Genomic DNA, 22,204 nt, shown 5'->3' on the forward strand with positions numbered 1-22,204 from the left:
TCACAATGAATGTTGTAGAACGAAAGAAGGAGCAGACAGTGGAAGGATTAGACAGAGGCACGATCAGAACCCAGGGTAAAGGAACGAGAGGTACGGGTACCGATCCCGGTACGCCCAAAAGAAGCAAAACATTAAGTCGGGACATTCTGCTCCAGGCATCTCTGGATGCCTTCAAGAAGCTGAACCCGGTCGTCATGATCAAAAATCCGGTGATGTTTATCGTCGAAGTCGGCACACTCATCACATTGCTGTTATGTATCGATCCAGATCTATTTGTTGCATCCGAGGCAGGGAGAGGGTACAACATCGCGGTGTTTCTCATCCTGTTGTTCACGTTGCTGTTTGCCAACTTTGCTGAAGCACTGGCAGAGGGACGGGGCAAAGCTCAGGCAGATACGCTGCGCAAGACGAAATCGGACACCACTGCGAAGCTGGTACAGAAAGACGGAACCATTAAGCAAGTGTCTTCGACCCAGTTGAAAAAAGGAGATATCGTCCGTGTAGAAGCAGGCGAACTGATTCCCACGGACGGTGAGATTATTGAAGGGCTGGCCTCTATCGACGAGTCCGCCATTACCGGGGAATCAGCTCCCGTAATCAAGGAGGCGGGCGGTGACTTCTCCTCCGTTACGGGAGGCACGCGGGTTACTTCCGACTATATCGTGATGCGTGTGCAGACCGATCCGGGGGAGTCATTCCTCGACCGGATGATCTCACTCGTTGAAGGCGCACAGCGCCAGAAAACGCCGAATGAAATTGCGCTGACAACACTGCTCGCCGTGTTGACCCTGATATTCCTGATTGTCATCATGACCATGGTGCCCATGGCGAACTATTTGGGCATCCGGCTCGATCTGGCTACCCTTATCGCGTTGCTTGTCTGTCTGATTCCGACTACGATTGGCGGGCTGTTATCCGCGATCGGTATTGCGGGCATGGACCGTGTCACGCAGTTCAACGTACTCGCCATGTCGGGTAAAGCGGTGGAAGCGGCAGGGGATATTGATACGCTGATTCTGGATAAAACCGGAACTATTACGTACGGCAACCGCATGGCCTCGGAGTTTATTCCTGTTCAGGGCGTATCTGCACAAGAGATGACTCGGGCTGCGCTGCAAGCTTCCGTAGTCGACGAGACACCGGAGGGGCGCTCGGTTGTTGAATTGGCTGGCAAGCAGGGCGAGAACTGGGCGGAGACAGAATATGCAGATGCAGAACATGTGAACTTCACTGCAGAGACTCGCATGTCGGGTCTGAATCTAAGCGGTGGGAAGCAAATTCGCAAAGGTGCGGTGGATGCGATCAAACGCCATATTTCCTCCCGTGGAGGGCGGATACCCGGCGATTTGGACGATATAGCCAACCGAATTGCAAAGGCTGGGGGTACACCGCTTGCTGTTGCGATTGATGACCAGATTTATGGTGTGATCTATCTGAAAGATACAGTGAAACCAGGGCTGAAAGAGAAGTTTGCGGAGATGCGAGCCATGGGAATCAAGACGATCATGTGTACAGGGGATAATCCCCTGACAGCGGCGACCATTGCGCTGGAAGCGGGCGTGGATGATTTTATTGCCGAGGCCAAGCCGGAAGACAAGATTACCGCGATCAAAAAAGAGCAGCAGGAGGGTAAGCTCGTCGCCATGACTGGCGACGGCACCAACGATGCTCCTGCTCTGGCGCAGGCCGATGTTGGCCTGGCGATGAATTCGGGCACCATGGCGGCCAAGGAAGCGGCCAACATGATCGATCTGGATTCCGACCCGACCAAGCTGTTGTCGGTGGTCTCCATTGGCAAGCAGCTGCTCATTACCCGCGGCGCACTGACGACCTTTTCGATATCCAATGATATTGCCAAGTATTTCGCCATCATTCCGGCCATGTTTATTCTAGCCATGCCACAGCTTCAGGCACTGAACATTATGAATCTCGCTTCACCGCAGTCCGCGATTCTGTCAGCGCTGATCTTCAACGCCATCATTATCCCTCTGCTAATCCCAATCGCCATGCGGGGTGTGAAATATCGGGCCATGTCCGCGGAGCGGCTGCTTGGACGGAATGTGTTCATCTATGGTGTGGGCGGTGTAATCGTTCCTTTTATCGGAATTAAGCTGATTGATCTGGTGCTGTCGGGGCTTATTTAACTAAACATTTAAAAAGAAGCCTTGATTTACACGACAACGGAGAGTGCAGAACCAATCTGAAGAAACGAAGTGTTCGCCTTTATCCCTAGTATTTTCACCTATAGGAAGGAATTCAAAAAAATCTGGGGATAACAGCGATCGTAAGATGGTGCTGCAATCGGAGTGAACCAGTGTAACACGTATAGGTTGAGTTTTTACAATAACGAAATCAGGATGTGATTCATATGAAACAGGTACTGCCCGCCATTCGGTTGTCTGTCGTGCTTATGCTGATTTGCGGTATTATCTACCCGCTGGTTACAACTGGAGTGGCACAGCTGCTCTTCTCGAATCAGGCCAACGGCAGTCTGATCACACAAAACGGGAAAACCATCGGTTCGTCGCTGCTGGCGCAGGAAGTGAAATCGCCGGGGCTGTTCCAGCCCCGGGCATCGAACGCCAATTATGATGGAACCGCATCGGCAGGTTCCAATCGCGCCGTTGCCTCGGAGGCGTATATTGTTGAAATGAAGGAAAAGGTGGCGGAGCTCAAGCAAGCGAATCCGGGCTTGCAGCAAATTCCTGCAGATCTCGTGACAGGTTCCGGTTCCGGTCTTGACCCCGATCTGTCACCGGAAGCGGCAAAAGCACAGATTCCCCGGATTAGCCAGGCAACGGGCCTTGGTGAGCAAGAGCTTGCCAAGATCGTCGAGGAACATACACAAGGGCGGCAGCTGGGCATATTCGGTGAGCCGCGTGTGAATGTGACCGCTCTGAATCAAGCGTTGACGGCTGAGCTGAAATAACAGGCATCGTGTTGGGTAGATCCACGGGGAATGCAACTTCCCTTGGTTGTTCGTATCAGGCCTTCTTCCGAGCTTCGGAAGGGGCTTTCTCCATTTTAAGTAAAGGTTATGTTGGGGGAGTGAACAGGATGGAAGATAGCTTCAAGCGGAAGTCCCCGGAAGACATCTTGAAGATGATCACGAAGCTGCAGCAGGGCACTTTGAAGATTTATATCGGTCCGGTCAGCGGTTCGGGCAAAACGTATCATATGCTTAGGGAAGGAAACACATTGCGCCACCAGGGGATCGATGTGGTCATCTGCGCTGTGTCGACCATGCAAAGACCGGAGACCGTGGAGCAGCTCGGCGAGTTGGAGCGGATTCCAAGCATTCACTGGTCTCGCTGGAAGGATGGCATGGAGATGAAAGATCTGAATCTGGATGCCCTGCTGGCACGTAATCCGGAGGTTGTGCTCGTTGATGGGCTTGCTCATAGAAACCGAAAAGGAGCACGTCATGCAACTCGACTGGAAGACATTCGGTATTTGCTGCGACACAACATCAGTGTCATTACAACGGTGAATGTATATGAGCTGGAGGGATATACGGAGCTTGCACGCCAGCTAACGGGAATTGCAGCAGAGCATACCGTGCCTGCCGATACCCTTGAACTGGCCGATGAAGTGAAGCTGATCGATGTAACTCCTGAAACCGTATTAAGCCGCCTTGCGGAGGGACATCTTCGGGGACATGAAGGTGAAGCGGTGTTCCGGCATGGCAATTTAGGCATTTTGCGTGAACTGGCTCTCCGACTTGTCGCGGAAGGGGTCAACGAATCACTGCGTGAGCACCGGGAAGAGATGGGAATTAAGGTTACGACAGGTATCATGGAGCGCATTTTGGTATCCACCCAATATCACTGGAACGGGTCCATCTATATTCGGCGGGGACAGCAGATTGCGAAGAGATTAAACGGAGATCTGCATGCCGTGACCTTTCGCAATATGAAGCAGCCGCTAACCAAGGAAGCTACTGTTTTTCGTCGCAATATGATCAAACTGGTGGAGAAATTCGAGGGACAGTTTGAGGAATTGCCTGTGTTACACCGCCGTAACATTCCATCTACGCTTGCACGCTACGCAGTCCAGCATCAGATTACCCGTATTGTTATGGGACACTCACGGCACAGTCGCTGGCAGGAGCTGTGGCGGGGATCATTTGTTAATTCCTTGCTGCGCAGGGTGCGGGGTGTCGATCTGTTTCTGCTTGCCGATCGGGCACAGCATGAGGGCGAGCGGGTGCTTCCGACCCGATTGATGGATACAGAGACTCCAACATATCGCAGGTTAAGTGAGCAGGAGATGAAGGCACAGATTGGTCAGATTCGGCGTGGTAAGTTCAAGGTATACATCGGTGCTGCGCCAGGTGTGGGAAAAACCTATATGATGCTCCGGGAAGGCAATGATCTGCTCCGCAAAGGCATCGATGTACGGATTGGTCTGCTGGAGACACATAATCGGGCGGAGACGGTGGAACAGATCGGCCAATTATCCATCATTCCACGAGAGCAGCGGGTGTACCAAGGGGTGCAGCTCGAGGAAATGGACACTGATGCGATTCTTCGTCTATGTCCTGAAGTGGTATTGGTGGATGAGCTTGCGCATACGAATGTCCCGGGAAGCACGCGGCAAAAGCGTTACGAAGATGTACAGATTCTATTGGATGCGGGCATCTCCGTCATCACTACCGTGAATGTACAGCATCTGGAAAGTTTGAACGATGCGGTGGAGCATATTACGGGAATTCGGGTCAGAGAGACCGTGCCGGATCAGATTTTGCAAATGGCAGATGAGGTCCAACTTATCGATGTTGCCCCCCAAGCCTTGCGGCAACGCATGAGGGAGGGTAAAATCTATGCAGCAGCCAAGGTGGAACAAGCGCTTGGTCATTTTTTTCGCATTGGCAATCTGATTGCCTTACGGGAACTTGCCCTGCGGGAATTGGCCGATGATGTGGATGAACGCCTCGAATCACAGGAGCGCAAAAGTGCACTTCGGGGTCCCTGGCGCAGACAGGAGGCGGTCTTTGTCTGCGTAAGCAGTGATGAGCATGCGGAACGGTTGATTCGCCGCGGATTTCGCACAGCCTACCGGTTAAAGGCGGTCTGGCATGTGCACCATGTTCATGTAGGTCAAGTCATGAATGACGAAGTGAAATGCCAGTTGGAGGAGCTGGAACAGCTGACCGTTCGACTGGGCGGCAAATTTCATATTCATCATAGCCAGAGGCTAAGAGACGTGCCAGGTATTTTGGCGGGTAAAGCTTCTGAGGAAAAAGCAACGCAGTTGGTGGTTGGTCAAGCGAAACGGGTCTGGTGGCTGAACGGCTATCGTGGAAAGGGAACGGTGGTCAGCAGGCTGGTGAGGTTATCCAGACATATGGACGTATTGATTGTTGCGGACTACGATTATGATCTGAGCGGGATGTGAGATGTGCTGTGTCTGAACGAAATAAAGGGGAAGACGTTTGGCTGAAGTTGAACCGTGTTCCCAAATATATATGGGTAACTCTTGGAATCACATTGCTCACCATTCTGCTTCATGCGATAGGGATTAGTGATGACCTGGTTAACGTGGGGCTAATTTATCTTTTTCCGGTATTGGTCAGCGCTGTGTACTGGGGAATGGGTCCGGCCATATATGCAGCAAGTCTTAGCGTCGTTGCCTTTGACTTCTTTTTTGTTCCCCCGTTTCTCAGTTTTACGGTTGAAGATTTGCGATATATGTTTTCCTTTGTTGTGTATTTGGCAGTGGCGGTATTAACGGCGAGTCTGGCGGGGCGCCTGCGGCAGCAGCTTGAGGTGGTGAAACAACGCGAGATTACGACGAATTCGCTATATGCTTTAAGCCGTCAGATGACGGCTGTTACAGATTTGCATACCCTCTTGGGAAACATTGTGAGACAAGTGTCACTCACACTTGGGGCTCCGGCGGCAATATATCTCCCAAATGCTCAAGGCGAACTTCAGGTTACCTCTTCTTCGGAGGATTCGGATTCAATAGCCTGGGGTGAAGGAGAAGCTGAAGTCGCTATTGCCAAATGGGTGTATAAACATGGCGAAATTGCCGGACGCGGGTCCTCCAGCCTGCGGGAATCGTCTAGTCTGTATGTGCCGCTGCTTACAGAAGACCAGATACATGGGGTGCTCGCTGTGAATCTGGAATCCAGCGATCTTCAGGAGCAGCGGGAAGAGCTGCGTTTGCTGGAAGCGTGTGGCGGGCTGGCAGCAAGCGCCATTGCCCGTGTTAAGCTGGCCGAAGAAGCGAGACTTGCGCAGGTGACGGCTGAATCGGAACGAATTCGCACTGCTTTGCTCGATTCGGTGTCCCATGAGCTGCGCACACCTCTTACGGCCATCATTGGTTCAGCGACAGGTTTGCTGGAGAATGATTCTCTTTTTACCCCGGAGGATCGAAAAGAACTGACAGGCAATATTCGGGATGGGGCCCTGCGCATGAATCGGCTGGTAACCAATTTGCTAGGCATGGTGAAGCTGGAGAGTGGCATGTTGCAGTTGCGCAGAAAATGGTGCGACGTGGGTGACATGATCGGCATTGTGCTAACCCAGGTTCAACAATTCATCCAGCACCGTCGCATTCGGGTGGAATTGCCGGATCAACCGCCGTTTGTATCCGGGGATGAGGTTTTGCTGGAGCAGGTTCTGGTTAACGTGATCAGCAATGCCATCAAATATTCACCAGAAGACAGTGAAATCGTCATTACGGTGAAGGTGGATGAGCCGCATGGACGAATGACCATTGTGGTGGCTGATTCGGGTGTCGGGATTCCGGAAGCAGACCGCGAGCGGGTGTTTGAGAAGTTTTATCGATCCGAATCGTCACGGCATGTGACAGGTACGGGACTTGGGCTTGCCATCTGTAGAGGAATCGTCGAAGTACACGGAGGTACGATCACCGCAGAACCGAATCCGGGAGGTGGGACGCGGGTATCCATCTGTTTGCCCACAGAGGAACCCGAAGCATCATTCCCGTATATGGGACAAGGAGAGGAAGAATGACATGACGGCACCGCAAGGCGCGCGCATATTAATTGTGGATGATGAACCACAGATCCGTAAACTGCTGAAGGTTACGCTTCAGGCGCACCAATTTGAGATTCATGAATGCGCCGACGGTGAAGAAGCGGTTATTCAGGCGAGCATTGTGCACCCTGATCTGATCGTGCTTGATCTGGGATTGCCCGGTATGTCCGGAATGGATGTACTTCAGCGAATCCGGGAATGGTCGCAGGTACCAGTCATTGTGCTGACGGCAAAAGAACGCGAAGAGGATAAAATTGCTGCACTTGATGGCGGGGCAGATGATTATGTCACCAAACCGTTTGGCATGGGAGAGCTCGTTGCCCGTATTCGGGTTGCCCTTCGCCATGTGGCCAAAACTACGGATGAGCCGGTATTGCGTTTTGGTCCGCTTACGATTGATTTGGCCCAGAGACAGGTCGATTTGGACGGGTCACCCGTAAAATTAACACCAACCGAGTATGAGATGCTGAAAGTACTCGCAACCCATGCAGGCAAAATTATTACCCAACGCCAGCTGCTGCAACAAGTGTGGGGAGGGCATCATCATGAGTCGGACAGCCATTACTTGCGGGTATATGTCGGACATCTGCGCAAAAAATTGCAGGAAGATCCCACGCGTCCACGTTTTATTCAGACCGAGCCGGGAATCGGATATCGTTTTCTGCTTCAGGATTAGGCTGGGAAACAAGATGAAAGCTCAAAAAAGCACCAGCCTCTCCCTGTTGAGAGGAGACTAGTGCTTTTGAATTGCAAACAATGAACTTCTTATGACGTGTACTTCGGCAACCAGTCGCCATGAGCTTCGATCAGTTCATCACACATCGCAACGATATCATCGATGGACAGCTCGGCAGCTGTATGCGGGTCGAGCATCGCGGCATGATAGATGTGCTCTCTTTTGCCCGTAATCGCCGCTTCGATGGTCAACAGCTGAGTGTTAATATTCGTGCGGTTCAATGCCGCAAGTTGCGGAGGCAGGTCCCCGATATACGTCGGGCTGATGCCTGAACCATCAACAAGACAAGGCACCTCAACACAGGCTTCACGAGGCAGATTGGTGATCAGTCCGTTATTCATGACATTACCGCCGATTTTGTAAGGGCGGTCCGTCTCCATGGCCTCCATAATATGCGAAGCGTATTCCCGGCTGCGCGTATGTTCAATATTTTCGCTGGATAACAGCTTCTCACGCATTTCTTTCCAGCCTTCAATCTGGTTCACGCAGCGGCGCGGATACTCATCCAGCGGAATATTGAAGCGTTCGATCAGCTCCGGGTAGTTTCGTTTGATAAAATAAGGATGGTATTCGGCATTATGCTCGGAGGACTCGGTTACATAGTATCCAAAGCGCTGCATCAGCTCATAACGCACCATGTCGCCATGCTGCTCTTTCTGCTTTTCCTTCGCCAGACGTTTAATCTCCGGATACAGATCCTGACCATCCCGTGTTACTTCCAGCAGCCAGGCCATATGGTTGATACCCGCAACTTTCGCGACCACACCCGTCTGATCAATCCCCAGTGCATCAAACAGATGCGGCACACACACCTGTACACTATGACACAGACCTACGGTTTTTATTCCGCCATGCACGTTCATGACATTTGTCAGTACTGCCATCGGGTTGGTGTAGTTCAGGAACCACGCATCAGGACACACTTCCTGCATATCCCGTGCAAAATCAAGCATCACCGGAATCGTCCGCAAATTACGGAAAATCCCGCCAATCCCGAGCGTATCGGCAATCGTCTGACGCAATCCATATTTCTTCGGAATCTCAAAATCCGTAATGGTACACGGATCATATCCGCCCACCTGAATGGCATTGATCACATATTTGGCCCCGCGCAGTGCTTCCTTGCGGTCGGTATAAGCTTTAATGGCACATTGGCTTCCGAGCGAACGGGCCATACTGGTAAGCAAACGCTCTGAGTCGCTTAGGCGTTCAGCATCAATATCGAACAACGCCAGCTCAAAATCCTGAAGTGCTTCGGTCATCATGACGTCGCCCAATACATTTTTGACAAAAACGGTGCTTCCCGCACCGAGGAACGTAATTTTGTTCATCTCAAGTTCAGCCTCCCTGAATAAATGGTGTACCTCCAATATAGGTGGATCGGGCTTATATAACTATGGCTCAACCTCTCTGAAACATGGCATAATCCCATTTTTGGATTCGCTTACAGCTAATAATTCATCTATTTACCTGTTATAATTTTAGTGGAGAGATTGCGGTTGTGGTGAACAGAGGGAGTGTGAATTGTTGAAACTAATTGAAACGAACGTGGTTCCTATGGATTTGACACAGATGGAATTGGTACTGTTATTTTTCGGTTGGCAGGCATGTGATCCGTCGCATTATTGGGGGCCGGGTGTTCGGGATGCCTATATTGTTCATTACATTCATGAAGGACGGGGCACTGTATTTATGGCGGATCAGCAATACGAGCTTACACAGGGCCAGGGCTTTGTCATTCTTCCGGATACGCTTATTCATTATGAAGCGGATGCGAAGCAGCCGTGGACTTATTCCTGGTTCGGGTTCAAGGGTGTTCATGCCAAGGCATTCATGCAGCGGGCTCACATCAGTCCGGAACATCCTGTATTTGATGCCAGAGACTCGGACACATTCGACCGTCTCTATACCGAGATGGTTCAAGCATCCACGCGTACCGGGGGAGATGTGTTCAACCAGAGCTTGTTGTACCGGCTGATCGCCGAATTGATTGCATCTTCTCCCGCAGAAGAGCAGCTGCAACGGCCTCTGTCTACTAAAGAGGAATACATCAGGCAGGCCGTTCAATTTATGGAGAATAGGTATAGTCAGAGAACTTCAATTCTAGATATTGCCCGAGCCGTAGGTTTGGATCGCACATATCTGTCAGGGCTTTTCAAGGAGAGATATGGCAAGTCATTACAGGCTTTTTTTCTCGAATACCGGATGAATCGTGCAGCTGAACTGCTGCAGCATTCGGCCCTATCGGTTAGTGAAGTGGCCCACTCGGTGGGGTACACAGATCCATTACTGTTTTCCAAGATGTTCAAGCGAGTGACGGGTGTATCTCCGAAAGGGTCGAGAAGCATGGATCAGGGAGAATAGCCGTCATTATGCTGTTTGGAACGTTTATGTAGGAGAGACCACGAGATGAGATGTCTTGATGAAGTTCGAGAGTTTAAATTCAAAAGGGTTGCTGCAAAGTCATGAACATGACTTATGAAGCAACCCTTTTGTTGATGATTAATGCGGCACTTGGGATTGGAAATCGTTCCGGCTGGACTGATCTGCATGGTAAAAGACCACATCGCCATCCTTTACAGGCCGGGTTTTGCCTTGGCTGTCTACAGGAATGTTACTGAAGCCCTCCATCTGCCACTGATTCATTAGTGGTGCATGAATGTATTGCAGATGCGGCGCACCCGTATTACCATTCCTTACCGTCTCCAGATTGAAATTAACCACGATATAACCGTTCTTTAGAAATACAGCGGCCTTTTCATCCAACTGATTTTGTCTGGCAAGAGGTTCAAGATTGGTTCCCTTCGGCACGGCGTAGACATCTGCGGGAAGACTGTATTCCCCATACCAGCGCTGAATGGCAGCATTGGCTCGGTCTACATTAACTCCGGTAGGGATGTTTGTCTTTGGTCCAATTAATGTGCGGATCGGAGCCGACAGGATCATCCAGTCATAGCGTCCCACCCACGTTTTCTGGTGAGAGGTCTGATCCACCAGTTGGACCATATAATCAGCCAGTGTAGTTTGACTCTGTTCCTCGGCTGTCAGTTCATAGGTATACTGGTAACGCGCGGTATCGCCGAGCTCTGTGCCGGGTACATTCCGCAGACGCGAATTAAGGACGACAAACCGCTTCTCCAAATCCTCGGCGGATCCGATACGAATCAGTCGTTCCTGACCTCGGTGGTAGTACAGATCCACTTCCTGTCTAGAAGAGCCGTCTTTGCTCACAAAATAGAAAGTTGGTGTGATCCGAACGCCATCCTGTTTGCCAAACATATTGCCTTTGGTTTTCAGATCAAACTTGATGTGGTATCCGGTCTTCACAGCCACGTTGCGGAACCCTTGTACCGGATGGCTGCCTGGACGTATAGGCAATACGAACGGTACCAGGTTACCTCGTGGGTCACCATCAATACTGTTTAATCCTGTCCAGTAGCTAACACCTGTCGGCTCCTGGCTGCCAAGCTGCTTGCGGAATACATTTTCCCAGTTATAGTCCGATATATCGGTGACGTGAAAATCATACAAGCGTCCGATGACTTCCACAGGGACCGTATCTGAGGCGACATGGTGCGCCAGATTGGTGTTGGCATCCGGTTGCTCAGTGAATGTCGCTGGTGCATTCTCCGCAATATTGCGGAATTCAACTTGGTAGTTTCCCTCATCCACCCAAACCGGTAGATAAAAGGTGGTATCCAACTGATTCACCGGAATATCCACCCAAGTATTGGTGGGGATAAACTGGCTCCGGTCTGCGTTATAGACATCAAACGGGAAGCGAACTTGCTTGATACGAAAATATTTGGCATAGTCCCGATTGCCATAACCCGGGTAACTTGCAACGTCCAAATGCTGTCCTGATGTGGGAATACGCACGATAAATGGTCGTTCCAGAATCAGTGCTGAACGAGTGGTATCTGGAATCGTCTTCTGATTGTGTGGTTGATCATCCGAGACTAAGGCATAGTTGACGACAGGGGTATGAACCGTAACGGTGTTGATGCCATTAATCGGTAACACTTTGTTTGAACCACCGTTTACGTTACCTGGTATTAAATCGTAATGGATCTCACCAGAACTGGTCGTATTTTCTTTATTCATGAGTGTATTGCTGATCATGTTATTAGGCTTATACAGAACATCCTTTCCGATGGTCGTTGGATTAGGAATATTCGTTGGGGTTGGGCCATCTTTGGTTGTTTCTGCATCATCCATAATCTTGGTGTTATTGAATTTAACCAAGTCATTATTCACTTTACTCTGAGGTGTGTTTGACTCGGCCATTCCTTTTAATCGAGAAGTATCATCAGGCACATCCGGGGGTGAATTCAAACCACCTGTTAATTTGGGTGGCGTATATGAGATTGCACTCGTTTGGCCCGGCTTTACATGACTTTCTACAGCTTCATCATTTTTGGACTCTAAAGTGGGTGGTATGTATCCTGAAGGCGTCATCGTGACCGTTTCACCAGGTAAAGCGTAATTTTTCATCGTTGCTTTAGCGATCTTGTACACTTCAAGATTGTTAATTTTCCAGTAAGAGTAGTCCCTTGTGATCTGGAAGTTGTAAGGCTGAGTTACGCTATCCCCTGTTTTAATTGGTGGGCCAGGGGAACAAGCTCCTTTAGGTGGACAAACCTCTGGGCCGGGTATAGTCCATTCTCTGACATAGGTTATCGTAACGTTACAATCATACGTTGTTTTCCCCGTCATTTTGGCCCATGCTTGTTTGAACAGGTAGTTGTCTGCAAATGCATTGGTGTACAAAGATTCAGATGTAGGGATCCCTTTTAACACATCGGATTTTTCAGCGCCTCTATTGTCTGCTTTAATTACTCCATTCGCATTCGGATCCAAATCACTCATGTTCATCGTGGTTCCTTGAGAAGGTGGTCCGATGTTTGGTGTACAGGATCCGCCACCACCGTTGTTACCACCATCATCGCCTGGATCTTCCTCTACACCCACAACTGTAGTCGTAGTTAACTCAAAATCATCCTTCTCCCACAATACTGTTATAGTTGTTGTCCCTTTAGCTTCAGCTGAAACGAGTCCAGATGAACTTACTGTAGCCACTGAAGGGTTGGAAGAGGTCCATGTTGTTTTACCATTGCCACTGTTCACATTCGTTTCAGCACCAAAGCTTCCATCACCTGTTTTGGTTTTAACTGTTGCATTTAATTGTTTTTTTTCTTTAAGTTGAAGTTGTCCACCATTTGTCAGATTGATTTCTTTGGTGATCTCGGCTAATCCTTTCCAATACAAATCTGTGTTGAATTGATAGTCAGCATTCCATTTGGGTGGATTATATTCTTCAGTTTTGATAGGTGCAATTGCGCCACCAATTTGCGTGGTGAATTTTGTGTTACGACCAGTAAATGATTCAACAGAAACTAAAATCGGTTGTCCTGGTTCATAGTAAGCTGTATTATCCATGTAGTGAGGCTCGTTAGATTTGTCAGTTATTTCTGCAGTAGTACGCTTTTCACCAGCTTTATCAAAGTACTCAGTCGGAATATATACATCTTTATTCAAATTAAGATCGACACAGACTGTTGAAGATACCGGAAGATTTTTTGTGCGATCGTTTTCTATTTCGAAGTTGTTGCACTGGCCATCTACTTTCCATCTTAGGCTATCAATTTGGTATATATAGACTCCGATATTGGTTTTCCTTTTCCCTTCAACAGGGATAACTTTTTTTTGTGACTTCGCAGGTGTAGAAGGCTCCATATGGAATGTTTTCAACTCTGGTTTAGTTCCTGGCCCCCCACCTGCATGGACTTGAGTTATTGATGATACAAATACTACGAGTGACAGCACGAACAACATCAATTTTTTAATAGATGTTTTTTGCCCCAAACCTTATCTCTCCTCTAATCTGTGGCTATTACGCTGTACGTAGGACCTTCTTTGGCCACAAGGCTGACATCCGAAATTATCTCTTTATCGAAATGTAAAAGGCCTCTACTCCAGTAGACTGGATTATTAACAGCGAATACACCTCTATTTTTTGTGACATCATTAATACTAGGACCAGCATATGCAACAAAGGCATCTGAAGTTGGAGAATTCATAGGATTAATTGTTGCTGAATTAAGTAAACTTCCAGCTTGAAGTGCATTCATGGTAGTACTTTTCACGTTCAATTCAAGTTCTGCAAAAGAATAATAAGCTCCCCGTAAGAGGGTGTATCCTTCATCCACAAAAACAGGATAATAAATACTTCTTTCTGCACCCTTCGCAAAGGTATTAACAATAATCCAATTCTTTATCTTGAGATCGGCATATTTAGTGTCTGTAATAATATTTTTATTGCGAACTTTCGAGAAGTCGTCTGTAACCTCGCTGTAATCAACGTTTGGTGAAACCTTTTTCTCCGGTGTCTTCTTATATTTAGGCGCAATAATATTTATGTTTGTTCCTGTCAGCCCGACCTCGCGCAGCTCATTCAAACCTTGAAAATCGCCTGGTTTAGTTTTAGCAACGGATGCATAACGAGCAATGAGAACAGCAACCTCAGCTCGTGTTGTCGTACGATCCGTACCGAAGGTTTTATCGTTTGCGACGCTCATCAATCCCGTACCCAGGGCAACCGCAACCGCGTTTTTTTGCGAGCTTGCCAGCTTACCTCTAAAGTACTCTTTCACAGGCACAACCGTGTTGGTTACATCAGATAGTGCTTGTTTGTACTCAGGATCAACTGCGGTCAGTCCTTGCGTTAACCATGAGGCCATTTCTCCACGTTGGAGTGCCGCTTGCGCATCCAGTTTCCCATTGTATTTGGAAGGGCTTATGAATCCTTTTTGGATCGCGATGGAAACGCCGTTTTTTGCCCAGTCCGGTACGTCTGTGAAGTTGTTTTGTTCTTGAATGGTGGCATCAGGCTGATCTGCAAGGCGCCCCAGAATACTTGCCATTTCTGCCTTGGTGACAGGCGAGCTTGGTTTGAATGTTCCATCTGCATATCCTTTAAAATATCCTTGCTCGACTGCCGAATTGATCGCCGCAGCGGCCCAGTGTGTAGATGGGACATCTTTGAATTTCAGTGTGGCCTGAGCGGCTTCTACCGAACTTCCGATTCCTCCCAAACCTACAATCCCCCCTGTCAACAATGCCAATGCGGTTACCCCGGAAATCATCATCTTTTTCATGAATACTGCTCCTCTCGATTCTCGTTTACCTGTTTTGTGTATGTACGCCACTTCTTCACACTGCTAGATACTAAATTTGTCATAATCATCAATATTCTACCATGTAAAACTAGGCTTTTGGCATTATTTTTCAATAAATTCCATCCACTCCAGGTGTGCAGATATCCTCCTCAGGACCCATTTAACCTCGAAAAATGCAAAAAAAGGCCAAGAATCCGAAGATTCATAGCCTTATACTTTAAGGTGTCAGTCCTATTTAGTTCAATAATGTACTTCAAGAATAACCGATTTCCAAACATTTGAAAAGACAGGAATAGCGATATGATAAAAAATCAGGCAATCGGCGTTCCGTTCGGTAATGTCTGGTCCGGCGTTAACAATACAACGTCACCTTCGCCAGGCACGCCGCCAAGCACCAGTACTTCCGATACAAAACCCGCAATTCGGCGCGGCGGGAAATTGACTACAGCAATAACCTGCTTGCCTACCATCATGTCGGGGGTATAACTTTTCGTAATTTGGGCGCTCGAACGTTTAAGGCCAAGTGGACCGAAATCGATGGTCATTTTAATGGCAGGGATGCGTGCCTTTGGAAAAAGTTCGGCTTCCACCACTGTACCAACGCGGATATCATGCTGTATAAACTCTTCAAAAGTAGCCATGTTGTGATGTCTCCTTTCAGCTATGGAGTTCATTATAAAATAGAAATAACCAAAAAATCCAGATTGCGCTAATCGCAACCTGGATTTTAGTGGTGATAATGTATGAGTGATGCCCGTTTTTGTCTCACTCAGACGTGAGCAGAGCAGAACGCCTGATACAGCAACATCATGTTAAATTATGCGCCATTCCAATTTTCACCGGTCAGGTATTTCTCAGTCAGAATGGATAACATCTGAATGCCGACTTCATTATGTCCACCTTCGGGAATAATGATGTCTGCATACTTTTTGGAAGGCTCGATAAAAGCATCATGCATCGGTTTGACGGTTTCGAGATATTGTTTGTACACGGATTGAATCGTACGGCCGCGTTCTTCCATATCCCGCAATACTCTGCGCAGAATACGCACATCGGAATCCGTATCGACAAATACCTTGATATCCAGAAGGGCGCGCAAATGTTCATCGATGAGGACATGCAGTCCTTCCACAATAACGATATGGTTCGGTGCCAGTTCAACCGTTTGATCGGCGGCACGGTTATCTATGGTGAAGTCATATACAGGAGCATATGCCGTTTGGCCTTGTTTTAACAGGGTAAGATGCTCAATTAACAGATCATTATCGAATGCAAACGGATGATCGTAATTGGTGAGTCGACGTTGCTCAGGGGTGAGCTGCGACTGGTCTTTGTAATAGTTGTCCTGGGATATGAAAGTCACTTTGCCCGATCCAAGACGGTCTATGACGGAGCGAGCTACCGTCGTTTTACCGGAGCCGGTTCCTCCGGCGATACCAATAATGAGCATGATTGTTCCATAAACCTCCCTAGAATGGCAGCATGGTTATGGATAAATATGGATGAATCAGGCTAGATTCAAGATCTTTACCCACATGTCTGTCTGTGAATGCACAATTCCTCTATTGTAGCACAGCAACTCACTTTTTTCATCTTAGGGAATTACCACATTTTTCTGTAGAACTAACCATCCATCTGTATCAATTTAGTCTCAACTTCGCAATTTTAGGTTGTAGGATCTAGGACCTTCGATATATGATGTCGAAAGATGCCAGTTATTGGGGGTATCTACATATATAAAAGGAGGTGTACGTTATGAAAAAATCAAGCAAAGTCATTTCTTCCACAGTTATTGCTGCCATCGCAGCTGTATCCGTTGTAACTTCTGCTTCTGCAGCAAGTGCATCTGTGGTAAATCCGGTCGCGTCTTCTATCTCAAGTATTGATCTGAGCAGCACGGATATCGAAACAGCTTTGATGATGGTTCAGTCAGAACGCACGAAATTGCTGGATAGCCAATTGCAGGCACAAATTCAAGAAGTTCAAAATCGCAATCAAGCGATTGCAGAGCTGAACGCACAATTGCAGGTAGCTAATCAGAACGGGGATACTGCCCAAGCTCAAAAACTGAAAGGCCAAATTGATGCGTTAGGTAATTCACAACAGATGGATATGCTGCGTTTGCAATCTATGACCAACAAACGCAATGAAGCCTTTGATGTGATGACTAATTTCATCAAGAAAATGCAGGATTCAAGATCGTCTATCATCGGAAACATGCGCTAGGAATGTAAAAAAAAGAGCGAAGACGGAATGCATTTCCGACACTTCGCTCTTTTTGTATTCTGCTGTTTACAAGGTTACGTATGTTGCATCAATCCAGTCTGGAGTTAACCCGACCAGTCGCGGCGCCGGGTGAACAGATCCTTCAGCTCATCCGTTGACAGCTCGGTAATCCAGTTTTCAGAACTGGTAATAATATTGTCGCTAAGCTGCTGTTTACTCTCCAGCATCTCGTCAATGCGTTCTTCGAGTGTGCCCAGCGAGATGAACTTGTGTACCTGAACATCCTTCGTCTGTCCCATCCGATAGGCGCGGTCTGTAGCCTGATTTTCCACGGCAGGGTTCCACCAGCGGTCAAAGTGGAATACATGATTCGCTGCGGTCAGGTTCAAGCCCACGCCGCCTGCTTTGATGGACAGAATAAAGACCGACGGCTGCTCTGCCGCAGGCAACGTCCGGGACTGGAACTCATCAATCATGCGATCCCTTCCTGTCTTGGACGTACCCCCATGCAGATATAGCACAGGTTCCTGCAACTCCTGTCTCAATACTTGTTGCAGCATCTGTCCCATGCCGATGTATTGTGTGAAAATCAGGCACCGTTCGCCCTCATCCCGTAGTTCGCGGACCAGTTCCATCAGTCGTTCCAGCTTCGCGGAGCGACTGATCAGCATGGCCATATCCTGCGGACTGTACAGGTCATACTCTGTTACAGAGCCTTCCGAGGAGATCGTTTCCGGCAAGGCTTCTTTGGTCAGCAGCAGGGGATGATCACACAACTGCTTGAGCTGTGTTAAGGCAGAGAGAATCGCACCTTTGCGCTTGATGCCTTCCAGCTCTTTCATTTTGTCCATCAGTTCCTGAACGGACTGGTCATATAGTGCACTTTGTTCACCCGTAAGGTGAATGTAGGTTTTCATCTCATTTTTGTCCGGTAGATCGAGTTGAATATTCGGATCTTTTTTCTTGCGGCGCAGCATGAATGGCTTCACCAGCTGCTGCAAATCCTGCATGCGTTGCTCGTCCTTATCCTTCTCGATCGCACTGATAAAGCGAGTCTGGAATGCCCGTGCGCTGCCCAGATAGCCGGGATTAATAAAATCATAGATCGACCACAGCTCAGATAACCGATTTTCAATCGGCGTACCGGTCAGTGCAATACGGTGTTTTGCCGGGAAACTGCGTACCGCCATGGACTGCTTTGTTTGGGCATTCTTAATATTTTGCGCCTCATCCAGACAGATCGATGCCCAGGTATATGATTGCAGCATTTCCTGATCGAGAGTAGCTGTTGCATAGGATGTAATGATGATATCCACCTGTTCAGCTTGTTCCCGGAACTCTTCTCCGCTCAGTCTTCTTGCTCCGTAATGCAAACTGACGTTGATTGAAGGCGCGAAGCGGCTGATTTCTTTTTGCCAGTTCCCCAATACGGAAGTGGGGCAGATGAGAAGGGCAGGGGCCTGTCCAGGCAAGCGCTGCTCATGCTCTTTGAGATGTAGTAAATACGTGATGAACTGAATCGTTTTCCCAAGTCCCATGTCATCCGCAAGACAAGCCCCCAGACCGAATCTACGCAGGAATCCAAGCCATGCGAAACCTTCCTTTTGATAAGAACGCAGCTCAGCATGCAATCCTTCCGGAATAGGCAGGGAAGGAGCGCCGCCTTGCCCACCGCCAAGCTGTGCAATTACCCGGTTCAGGTGCTCGTTCAGTTCCACCTCAAGTCGAATGTTCTCGTTGGATTGTGGTTCTTCTTCCTCTTCCTGTCCTTCCTTGCGTTTCTGGTTGCGATATTCTCGCTGCTCATTATGCAGCAGATGCAGGTGCAGAATATCCTGAAAGGACAGCCCCTGTTCCTGATCCACACCGCCCATGGCCCGGCGAATCTGCTCAAGCAAGGCCGGATCAAGGGGAACCCATTCTCCACGGAAGCGGACCAGCCGTTCATTACGGGCCACGAGATCAGCGAATTCTTCCTCGCTGAGATCCGTATCCCCAATCGCAATACGCCAGTCAAAATGAATGATCGAGTCCAGTCCAAAGAACGACTGTCCCCGTTCACTGCCTTCCTCCGGTTTTACCTTGGCACGCAGCTTGGGTTTCTTCTTGCGGGCAGCTTCCCACCAACCCGGAAGCAGCACTTGCCAGCCAGCTTCGAGCAGTCGTCCGCTGTCTTGTGTCAGGAACAGCCATGCATCCTGATCCCCCAATGGATCACTGAGCACATCACGGCTGCCGCTGATGGCGCGGCGAATTCGGGGCAGATGTGCACGCAGCTGCTCCAGCCATCCTGCCGAACGATCAAGGATGAACGGCGTCCACACGTCCGGCCATTCACCTTCCAGCCGGCCACGTGAATCCAGCCGCACGGGAACCAGTACAGCTGCATCGAGTTTGTTTTGCAATACCAGCCGTAGCCGCCAAGCCGGTTCATCCTCCTCCGGCTCCAGTAATTGCAGGAGCGGACGGAATGGTGCTGCGTCTGCTTTCCAGCCGATGGACACGAGCCAGGATTGGGCATCCATGCCGGCCGTTTGCGGAGCCGTTCCGCTTTGTGGAAACAACTGGGGAAACTCGCGCCGCAGATCGGTGGCAGCTTCCTCCGTGCTGTACCATCGCTGGAACACGGAAGCCGAATAGGCAGCACTCAGTCCTTCGGCATAGCTCTCATCCGTTTGTTCCAGGGCTTTGCCAAGAGCCGTTCGATCCTGCTTTTTCAAGCTTTCCGGGTCCCAGGTCCATTGCAGTTGTCCGGTACGAAATGCGGTGAAGCTAGGGATGTATTTACGATTTTCAATCGATGCTGCGAGTACCGGGGCCAGCCGGATCAAATGCTCTGCCTGCTCGTCCCATTTCCATTCAATGTGTAGTAGGGTGTGCATTTTGCTGAAGAAAGGAATAACTTCTTCCGCAGGCAGGACGACCAGTTCAATCTCTTCGATCTGTCTTGTTTCCAGTTCTGTGCCGTAGAAGGAAGGGGCATGCCAAGCAAATAATCGCTGCTTGAGGGATTGTCCCGATACAAAGTGATGGGTGTTCAGCGCTCCATAAAACAAGGCATCCCCGTATCCTGTCAATGCAACATGGACTTCAATCGTTTCGGTGTAAGGGTGCATTAGGCTCATGAGATCAACTTACCTTTCCGAAGCTCTTCCTGTAGGGCGCGCAGTCGGCTATTTCGAACGGCCAATGTGGTGATAAACTGCTCCCAGTGCTCTTCCTGCTTCAATTTTTTATAAATTTTGGACAATCGCTTCAACAGTTTCACTGCTGCTTTGTATCCGTCCCTGTTTTTGTGTCCGATATAGCGATCCACAGCCTGATGATAAAAAGGCAATAGCAACTCGGGTGCATCCTTTTCAATCGGCTGTAGCACAGCTACCCGGAATTCAAGCGGCTCTGTCTCCGTGCTCAGTTGAAAATCAATCCACCGCCGCCACTGTCCCCGGGAATGCATCGCTTCTTCATAAGCTGGTCGGGAATGAGGCAGCATGCTAACCAGTGTGTCCCACATGCGGTTTTCTACATCAGGCAGATGATGAATGGCCATGTCCCACAACTGCATGTAATCATTCAAAGGGGAGTTCCGTCGGTTCGCGAGCAGAGGTCCGAGCTGCACTAACCACTCACCCAGCCTTTTCCAATCAGAAGAATCTGCAAGTACGTGAAGAAAATGCAGCAGATGCTCTGGAGGGATACCATATACCGAGCTTCCGCTGATTAATCGCTGCCAAGCCTGTTCATCTTGTCCCAAATGGAAATACATCCAGCTCTGCGCCAATACCAGCGGCAAGGGCAGAGTGACAGACTTAATCGGCGCACCGCTCCCGTTTTCCGTCAGATTCGCTACGCTCAGCACGCTCTCACCAGGTTTGACGGGTTTGGAAGCAGCAGTCAGTCCGTTCTCCATTTCCTGTAGAAACGCCAGCTCTGACTCCAGCGTTTTTCGGTTTTCCTGAAGATGGGGCACGATCCAGTTTAACCAAAGCTGTCGATAAATCGGGGTGAAGAACATCATGCTGGCTGTCTCGGATATCATCTGCGTACGCAGATATGCCGAGGTCTCTTCAAGCCTTTTCCAAAGTTGTTCAAGCTTCGCGCTCTTCAGACCAGAGAGATCCAACGGATGGCTAAAGATCTGTTCCAACCCTTTCTGGAGCGCATCCACGGCAAGTTGAGCAGGATAGCTCAGGTACACAGGTGTATGTGTGGTTGAATTGCGGCCAGGCACACAGAAGCGAATCAGGTACAACTGAACATGCAGCTCAAATAACTGGTCCATGCCAGTGGACAGCTTAGGTTTGATGGAATAGAGCTCGTCCGCTGCGGCCTGCACATACGATGTACTTGGCGTGCCTGTCCCCAGTCGTTTCAGGCATGCCCGAAACAGCTCATGCCATTCCGTTATCTCAAGTTCTACAAGCTCCGTTGCACGTTCCTTGATCTGGCTATACTGGTTATCAGGGATGGTGAGATCCTCTTCGTGCGCTGCGTAATCCGAACGTCCTGAAGTCGCTATAGCAGCAGGTTTTGGAGCCTGTTTCAGTGCCGTACTGGAGTGGGCGTTCACAATGCCGTGTACGGGTCGGCCCAGTTGCTCCGCATAACTCATTAGAACGGCTATCATATGTTTGCAATGAGAACCAACCGGACAGGTACAGTGACTGGTGTTTAACGATTGCAAGCTCAGGGTTACCTCATAATCATCGGAGCCTTGTACTTCAGCCAAAATTCCGTTTTGTTCGGTGTAGGTTAATGGTCCGACGCGTTTCTGTTTATAATATTGGAATCCTCGCATGATCGTCAGGTTGTTAAAATGTTCAGCGACCTGCCTGATCAGCTGTTGCCACTGCGCATCATCCATGTTCATGTCATTAGGTATGTTCATCAATCCATCTCCTGGGAAATCATAGGTTCAGTAATCACTACGTCTTGACGTAATGGTGTACATTTCATGTATCTATCATATCAGTTATCGTGTGCTCCGTGCATCGGTTCTGAGAACTTGGATGGGACTTTTTGATAGGTGAAACCCAAGAGTATAGATCTCTATT

Annotated in this window: 14 protein-coding genes; 7 read left to right on the forward strand and 7 right to left on the reverse strand. The window is 49.0% G+C overall.

Features of this window, described 5'->3' with window-relative positions:
- The first annotated feature begins 5 nt into the window (after positions 1-5).
- The 5 genes from kdpB (at position 6) to ACDJ58_RS31205 (ending at position 7,686) form a co-directional block, all read left to right on the forward strand.
- Positions 6-2,144, forward strand: coding sequence for a potassium-transporting ATPase subunit KdpB (gene kdpB / locus ACDJ58_RS31185; RefSeq protein WP_413374496.1), 2,139 nt, complete (start codon positions 6-8; stop codon positions 2,142-2,144).
- Between the two features lie 224 nt (positions 2,145-2,368).
- A complete protein-coding gene (gene kdpC / locus ACDJ58_RS31190) occupies positions 2,369-2,929 on the forward strand; it encodes a potassium-transporting ATPase subunit KdpC (protein ID WP_413374497.1) in 561 nt (186 codons plus the stop codon).
- 128 nt (positions 2,930-3,057) lie between these two features.
- Entirely contained in the window at positions 3,058-5,397 is a 2,340-nt protein-coding gene (locus ACDJ58_RS31195) for a histidine kinase (RefSeq protein ID WP_413374498.1), read from the forward strand.
- 8 nt (positions 5,398-5,405) lie between these two features.
- Positions 5,406-6,986 carry an ATP-binding protein gene (locus ACDJ58_RS31200; RefSeq protein ID WP_413374499.1) on the forward strand — a complete coding sequence of 527 codons (1,581 nt, stop codon included), beginning with the start codon at positions 5,406-5,408 and terminating at the stop codon, positions 6,984-6,986.
- Between the two features lies 1 nt (position 6,987).
- Positions 6,988-7,686 (forward strand): response regulator, encoded by a 699-nt coding sequence (locus tag ACDJ58_RS31205; RefSeq protein ID WP_413374500.1) that lies wholly within the window; start codon positions 6,988-6,990, stop codon positions 7,684-7,686.
- Between the two features lie 89 nt (positions 7,687-7,775).
- On the opposite strand, the gene ACDJ58_RS31210 is transcribed toward ACDJ58_RS31205, so the two are convergent.
- Positions 7,776-9,077 carry an alpha-glucosidase/alpha-galactosidase gene (locus ACDJ58_RS31210; RefSeq protein ID WP_413374501.1) on the reverse strand — a complete coding sequence of 434 codons (1,302 nt, stop codon included), beginning with the start codon at positions 9,075-9,077 and terminating at the stop codon, positions 7,776-7,778.
- A gap of 196 nt (positions 9,078-9,273) precedes the next feature.
- Here ACDJ58_RS31210 and ACDJ58_RS31215 point away from each other — a divergent pair, with 196 nt between their 5' ends.
- Entirely contained in the window at positions 9,274-10,110 is an 837-nt protein-coding gene (locus tag ACDJ58_RS31215) for an AraC family ligand binding domain-containing protein (protein ID WP_413374502.1), read from the forward strand.
- Between the two features lie 138 nt (positions 10,111-10,248).
- Here the strand turns inward: ACDJ58_RS31215 and ACDJ58_RS31220 are convergent, their stop codons facing one another.
- From ACDJ58_RS31220 to udk, 4 genes are all read right to left on the reverse strand, one after another.
- Positions 10,249-13,185 carry a DUF5704 domain-containing protein gene (locus ACDJ58_RS31220; RefSeq protein WP_413374503.1) on the reverse strand — a complete coding sequence of 979 codons (2,937 nt, stop codon included), beginning with the start codon at positions 13,183-13,185 and terminating at the stop codon, positions 10,249-10,251.
- A 440-nt stretch (positions 13,186-13,625) separates the two neighbouring features.
- Complete coding sequence (locus tag ACDJ58_RS31225; protein WP_413374504.1) at positions 13,626-14,903, reverse strand: S-layer homology domain-containing protein; 1,278 nt, start codon at positions 14,901-14,903, stop codon at positions 13,626-13,628.
- A gap of 332 nt (positions 14,904-15,235) precedes the next feature.
- Positions 15,236-15,565: a chaperone CsaA gene (gene csaA / locus ACDJ58_RS31230; protein ID WP_413374505.1), complete on the reverse strand. Its 330-nt coding sequence runs from the start codon at positions 15,563-15,565 to the stop codon at positions 15,236-15,238.
- Positions 15,566-15,741: 176 nt separating this feature from the next.
- Positions 15,742-16,374 (reverse strand): uridine kinase, encoded by a 633-nt coding sequence (udk, locus tag ACDJ58_RS31235; RefSeq protein WP_413374506.1) that lies wholly within the window; start codon positions 16,372-16,374, stop codon positions 15,742-15,744.
- A gap of 305 nt (positions 16,375-16,679) precedes the next feature.
- Here udk and ACDJ58_RS31240 point away from each other — a divergent pair, with 305 nt between their 5' ends.
- Entirely contained in the window at positions 16,680-17,150 is a 471-nt protein-coding gene (locus tag ACDJ58_RS31240; RefSeq protein ID WP_413374507.1) for a hypothetical protein, read from the forward strand.
- Positions 17,151-17,254: 104 nt separating this feature from the next.
- Here ACDJ58_RS31240 and ACDJ58_RS31245 read toward each other — a convergent pair whose 3' ends face one another.
- Both ACDJ58_RS31245 and ACDJ58_RS31250 read right to left on the reverse strand, forming a co-directional pair.
- The gene (locus ACDJ58_RS31245) at positions 17,255-20,266 is read right to left on the reverse strand and encodes a DEAD/DEAH box helicase (RefSeq protein ID WP_413379903.1); all 3,012 of its coding nucleotides are present in this window, start codon (positions 20,264-20,266) and stop codon (positions 17,255-17,257) included.
- Between the two features lie 5 nt (positions 20,267-20,271).
- Positions 20,272-22,038: an SWIM zinc finger family protein gene (locus ACDJ58_RS31250; RefSeq protein ID WP_413374508.1), complete on the reverse strand. Its 1,767-nt coding sequence runs from the start codon at positions 22,036-22,038 to the stop codon at positions 20,272-20,274.
- Positions 22,039-22,204 lie beyond the last annotated feature (166 nt).

The organism is Paenibacillus taichungensis (genome assembly GCF_047302525.1).
GTDB classification, from domain to species: domain Bacteria; phylum Bacillota; class Bacilli; order Paenibacillales; family Paenibacillaceae; genus Paenibacillus; species Paenibacillus taichungensis_B.

What these genes read in the sequence shown, in the direction of transcription:
- kdpB (WP_413374496.1), top strand. Translation starts at nt 6, where the DNA reads ATGAATGTTGTAGAACGAAAGAAGGAGCAGACAGTGGAAGGATTAGAC.
- kdpC (WP_413374497.1), top strand. Translation starts at nt 2,369, where the DNA reads ATGAAACAGGTACTGCCCGCCATTCGGTTGTCTGTCGTGCTTATGCTG.
- ACDJ58_RS31195 (WP_413374498.1), top strand. Translation starts at nt 3,058, where the DNA reads ATGGAAGATAGCTTCAAGCGGAAGTCCCCGGAAGACATCTTGAAGATG.
- ACDJ58_RS31205 (WP_413374500.1), top strand. Translation starts at nt 6,988, where the DNA reads ATGACGGCACCGCAAGGCGCGCGCATATTAATTGTGGATGATGAACCA.
- ACDJ58_RS31210 (WP_413374501.1), bottom strand. Translation starts at nt 9,077, where the DNA reads ATGAACAAAATTACGTTCCTCGGTGCGGGAAGCACCGTTTTTGTCAAA.
- ACDJ58_RS31220 (WP_413374503.1), bottom strand. Translation starts at nt 13,185, where the DNA reads ATGGATAATACAGCTTACTATGAACCAGGACAACCGATTTTAGTTTCT.
- ACDJ58_RS31225 (WP_413374504.1), bottom strand. Translation starts at nt 14,903, where the DNA reads ATGAAAAAGATGATGATTTCCGGGGTAACCGCATTGGCATTGTTGACA.
- csaA (WP_413374505.1), bottom strand. Translation starts at nt 15,565, where the DNA reads ATGGCTACTTTTGAAGAGTTTATACAGCATGATATCCGCGTTGGTACA.
- udk (WP_413374506.1), bottom strand. Translation starts at nt 16,374, where the DNA reads ATGCTCATTATTGGTATCGCCGGAGGAACCGGCTCCGGTAAAACGACG.
- ACDJ58_RS31240 (WP_413374507.1), top strand. Translation starts at nt 16,680, where the DNA reads ATGAAAAAATCAAGCAAAGTCATTTCTTCCACAGTTATTGCTGCCATC.
- ACDJ58_RS31245 (WP_413379903.1), bottom strand. Translation starts at nt 20,266, where the DNA reads ATGCACCCTTACACCGAAACGATTGAAGTCCATGTTGCATTGACAGGA.
- ACDJ58_RS31250 (WP_413374508.1), bottom strand. Translation starts at nt 22,038, where the DNA reads ATGAACATACCTAATGACATGAACATGGATGATGCGCAGTGGCAACAG.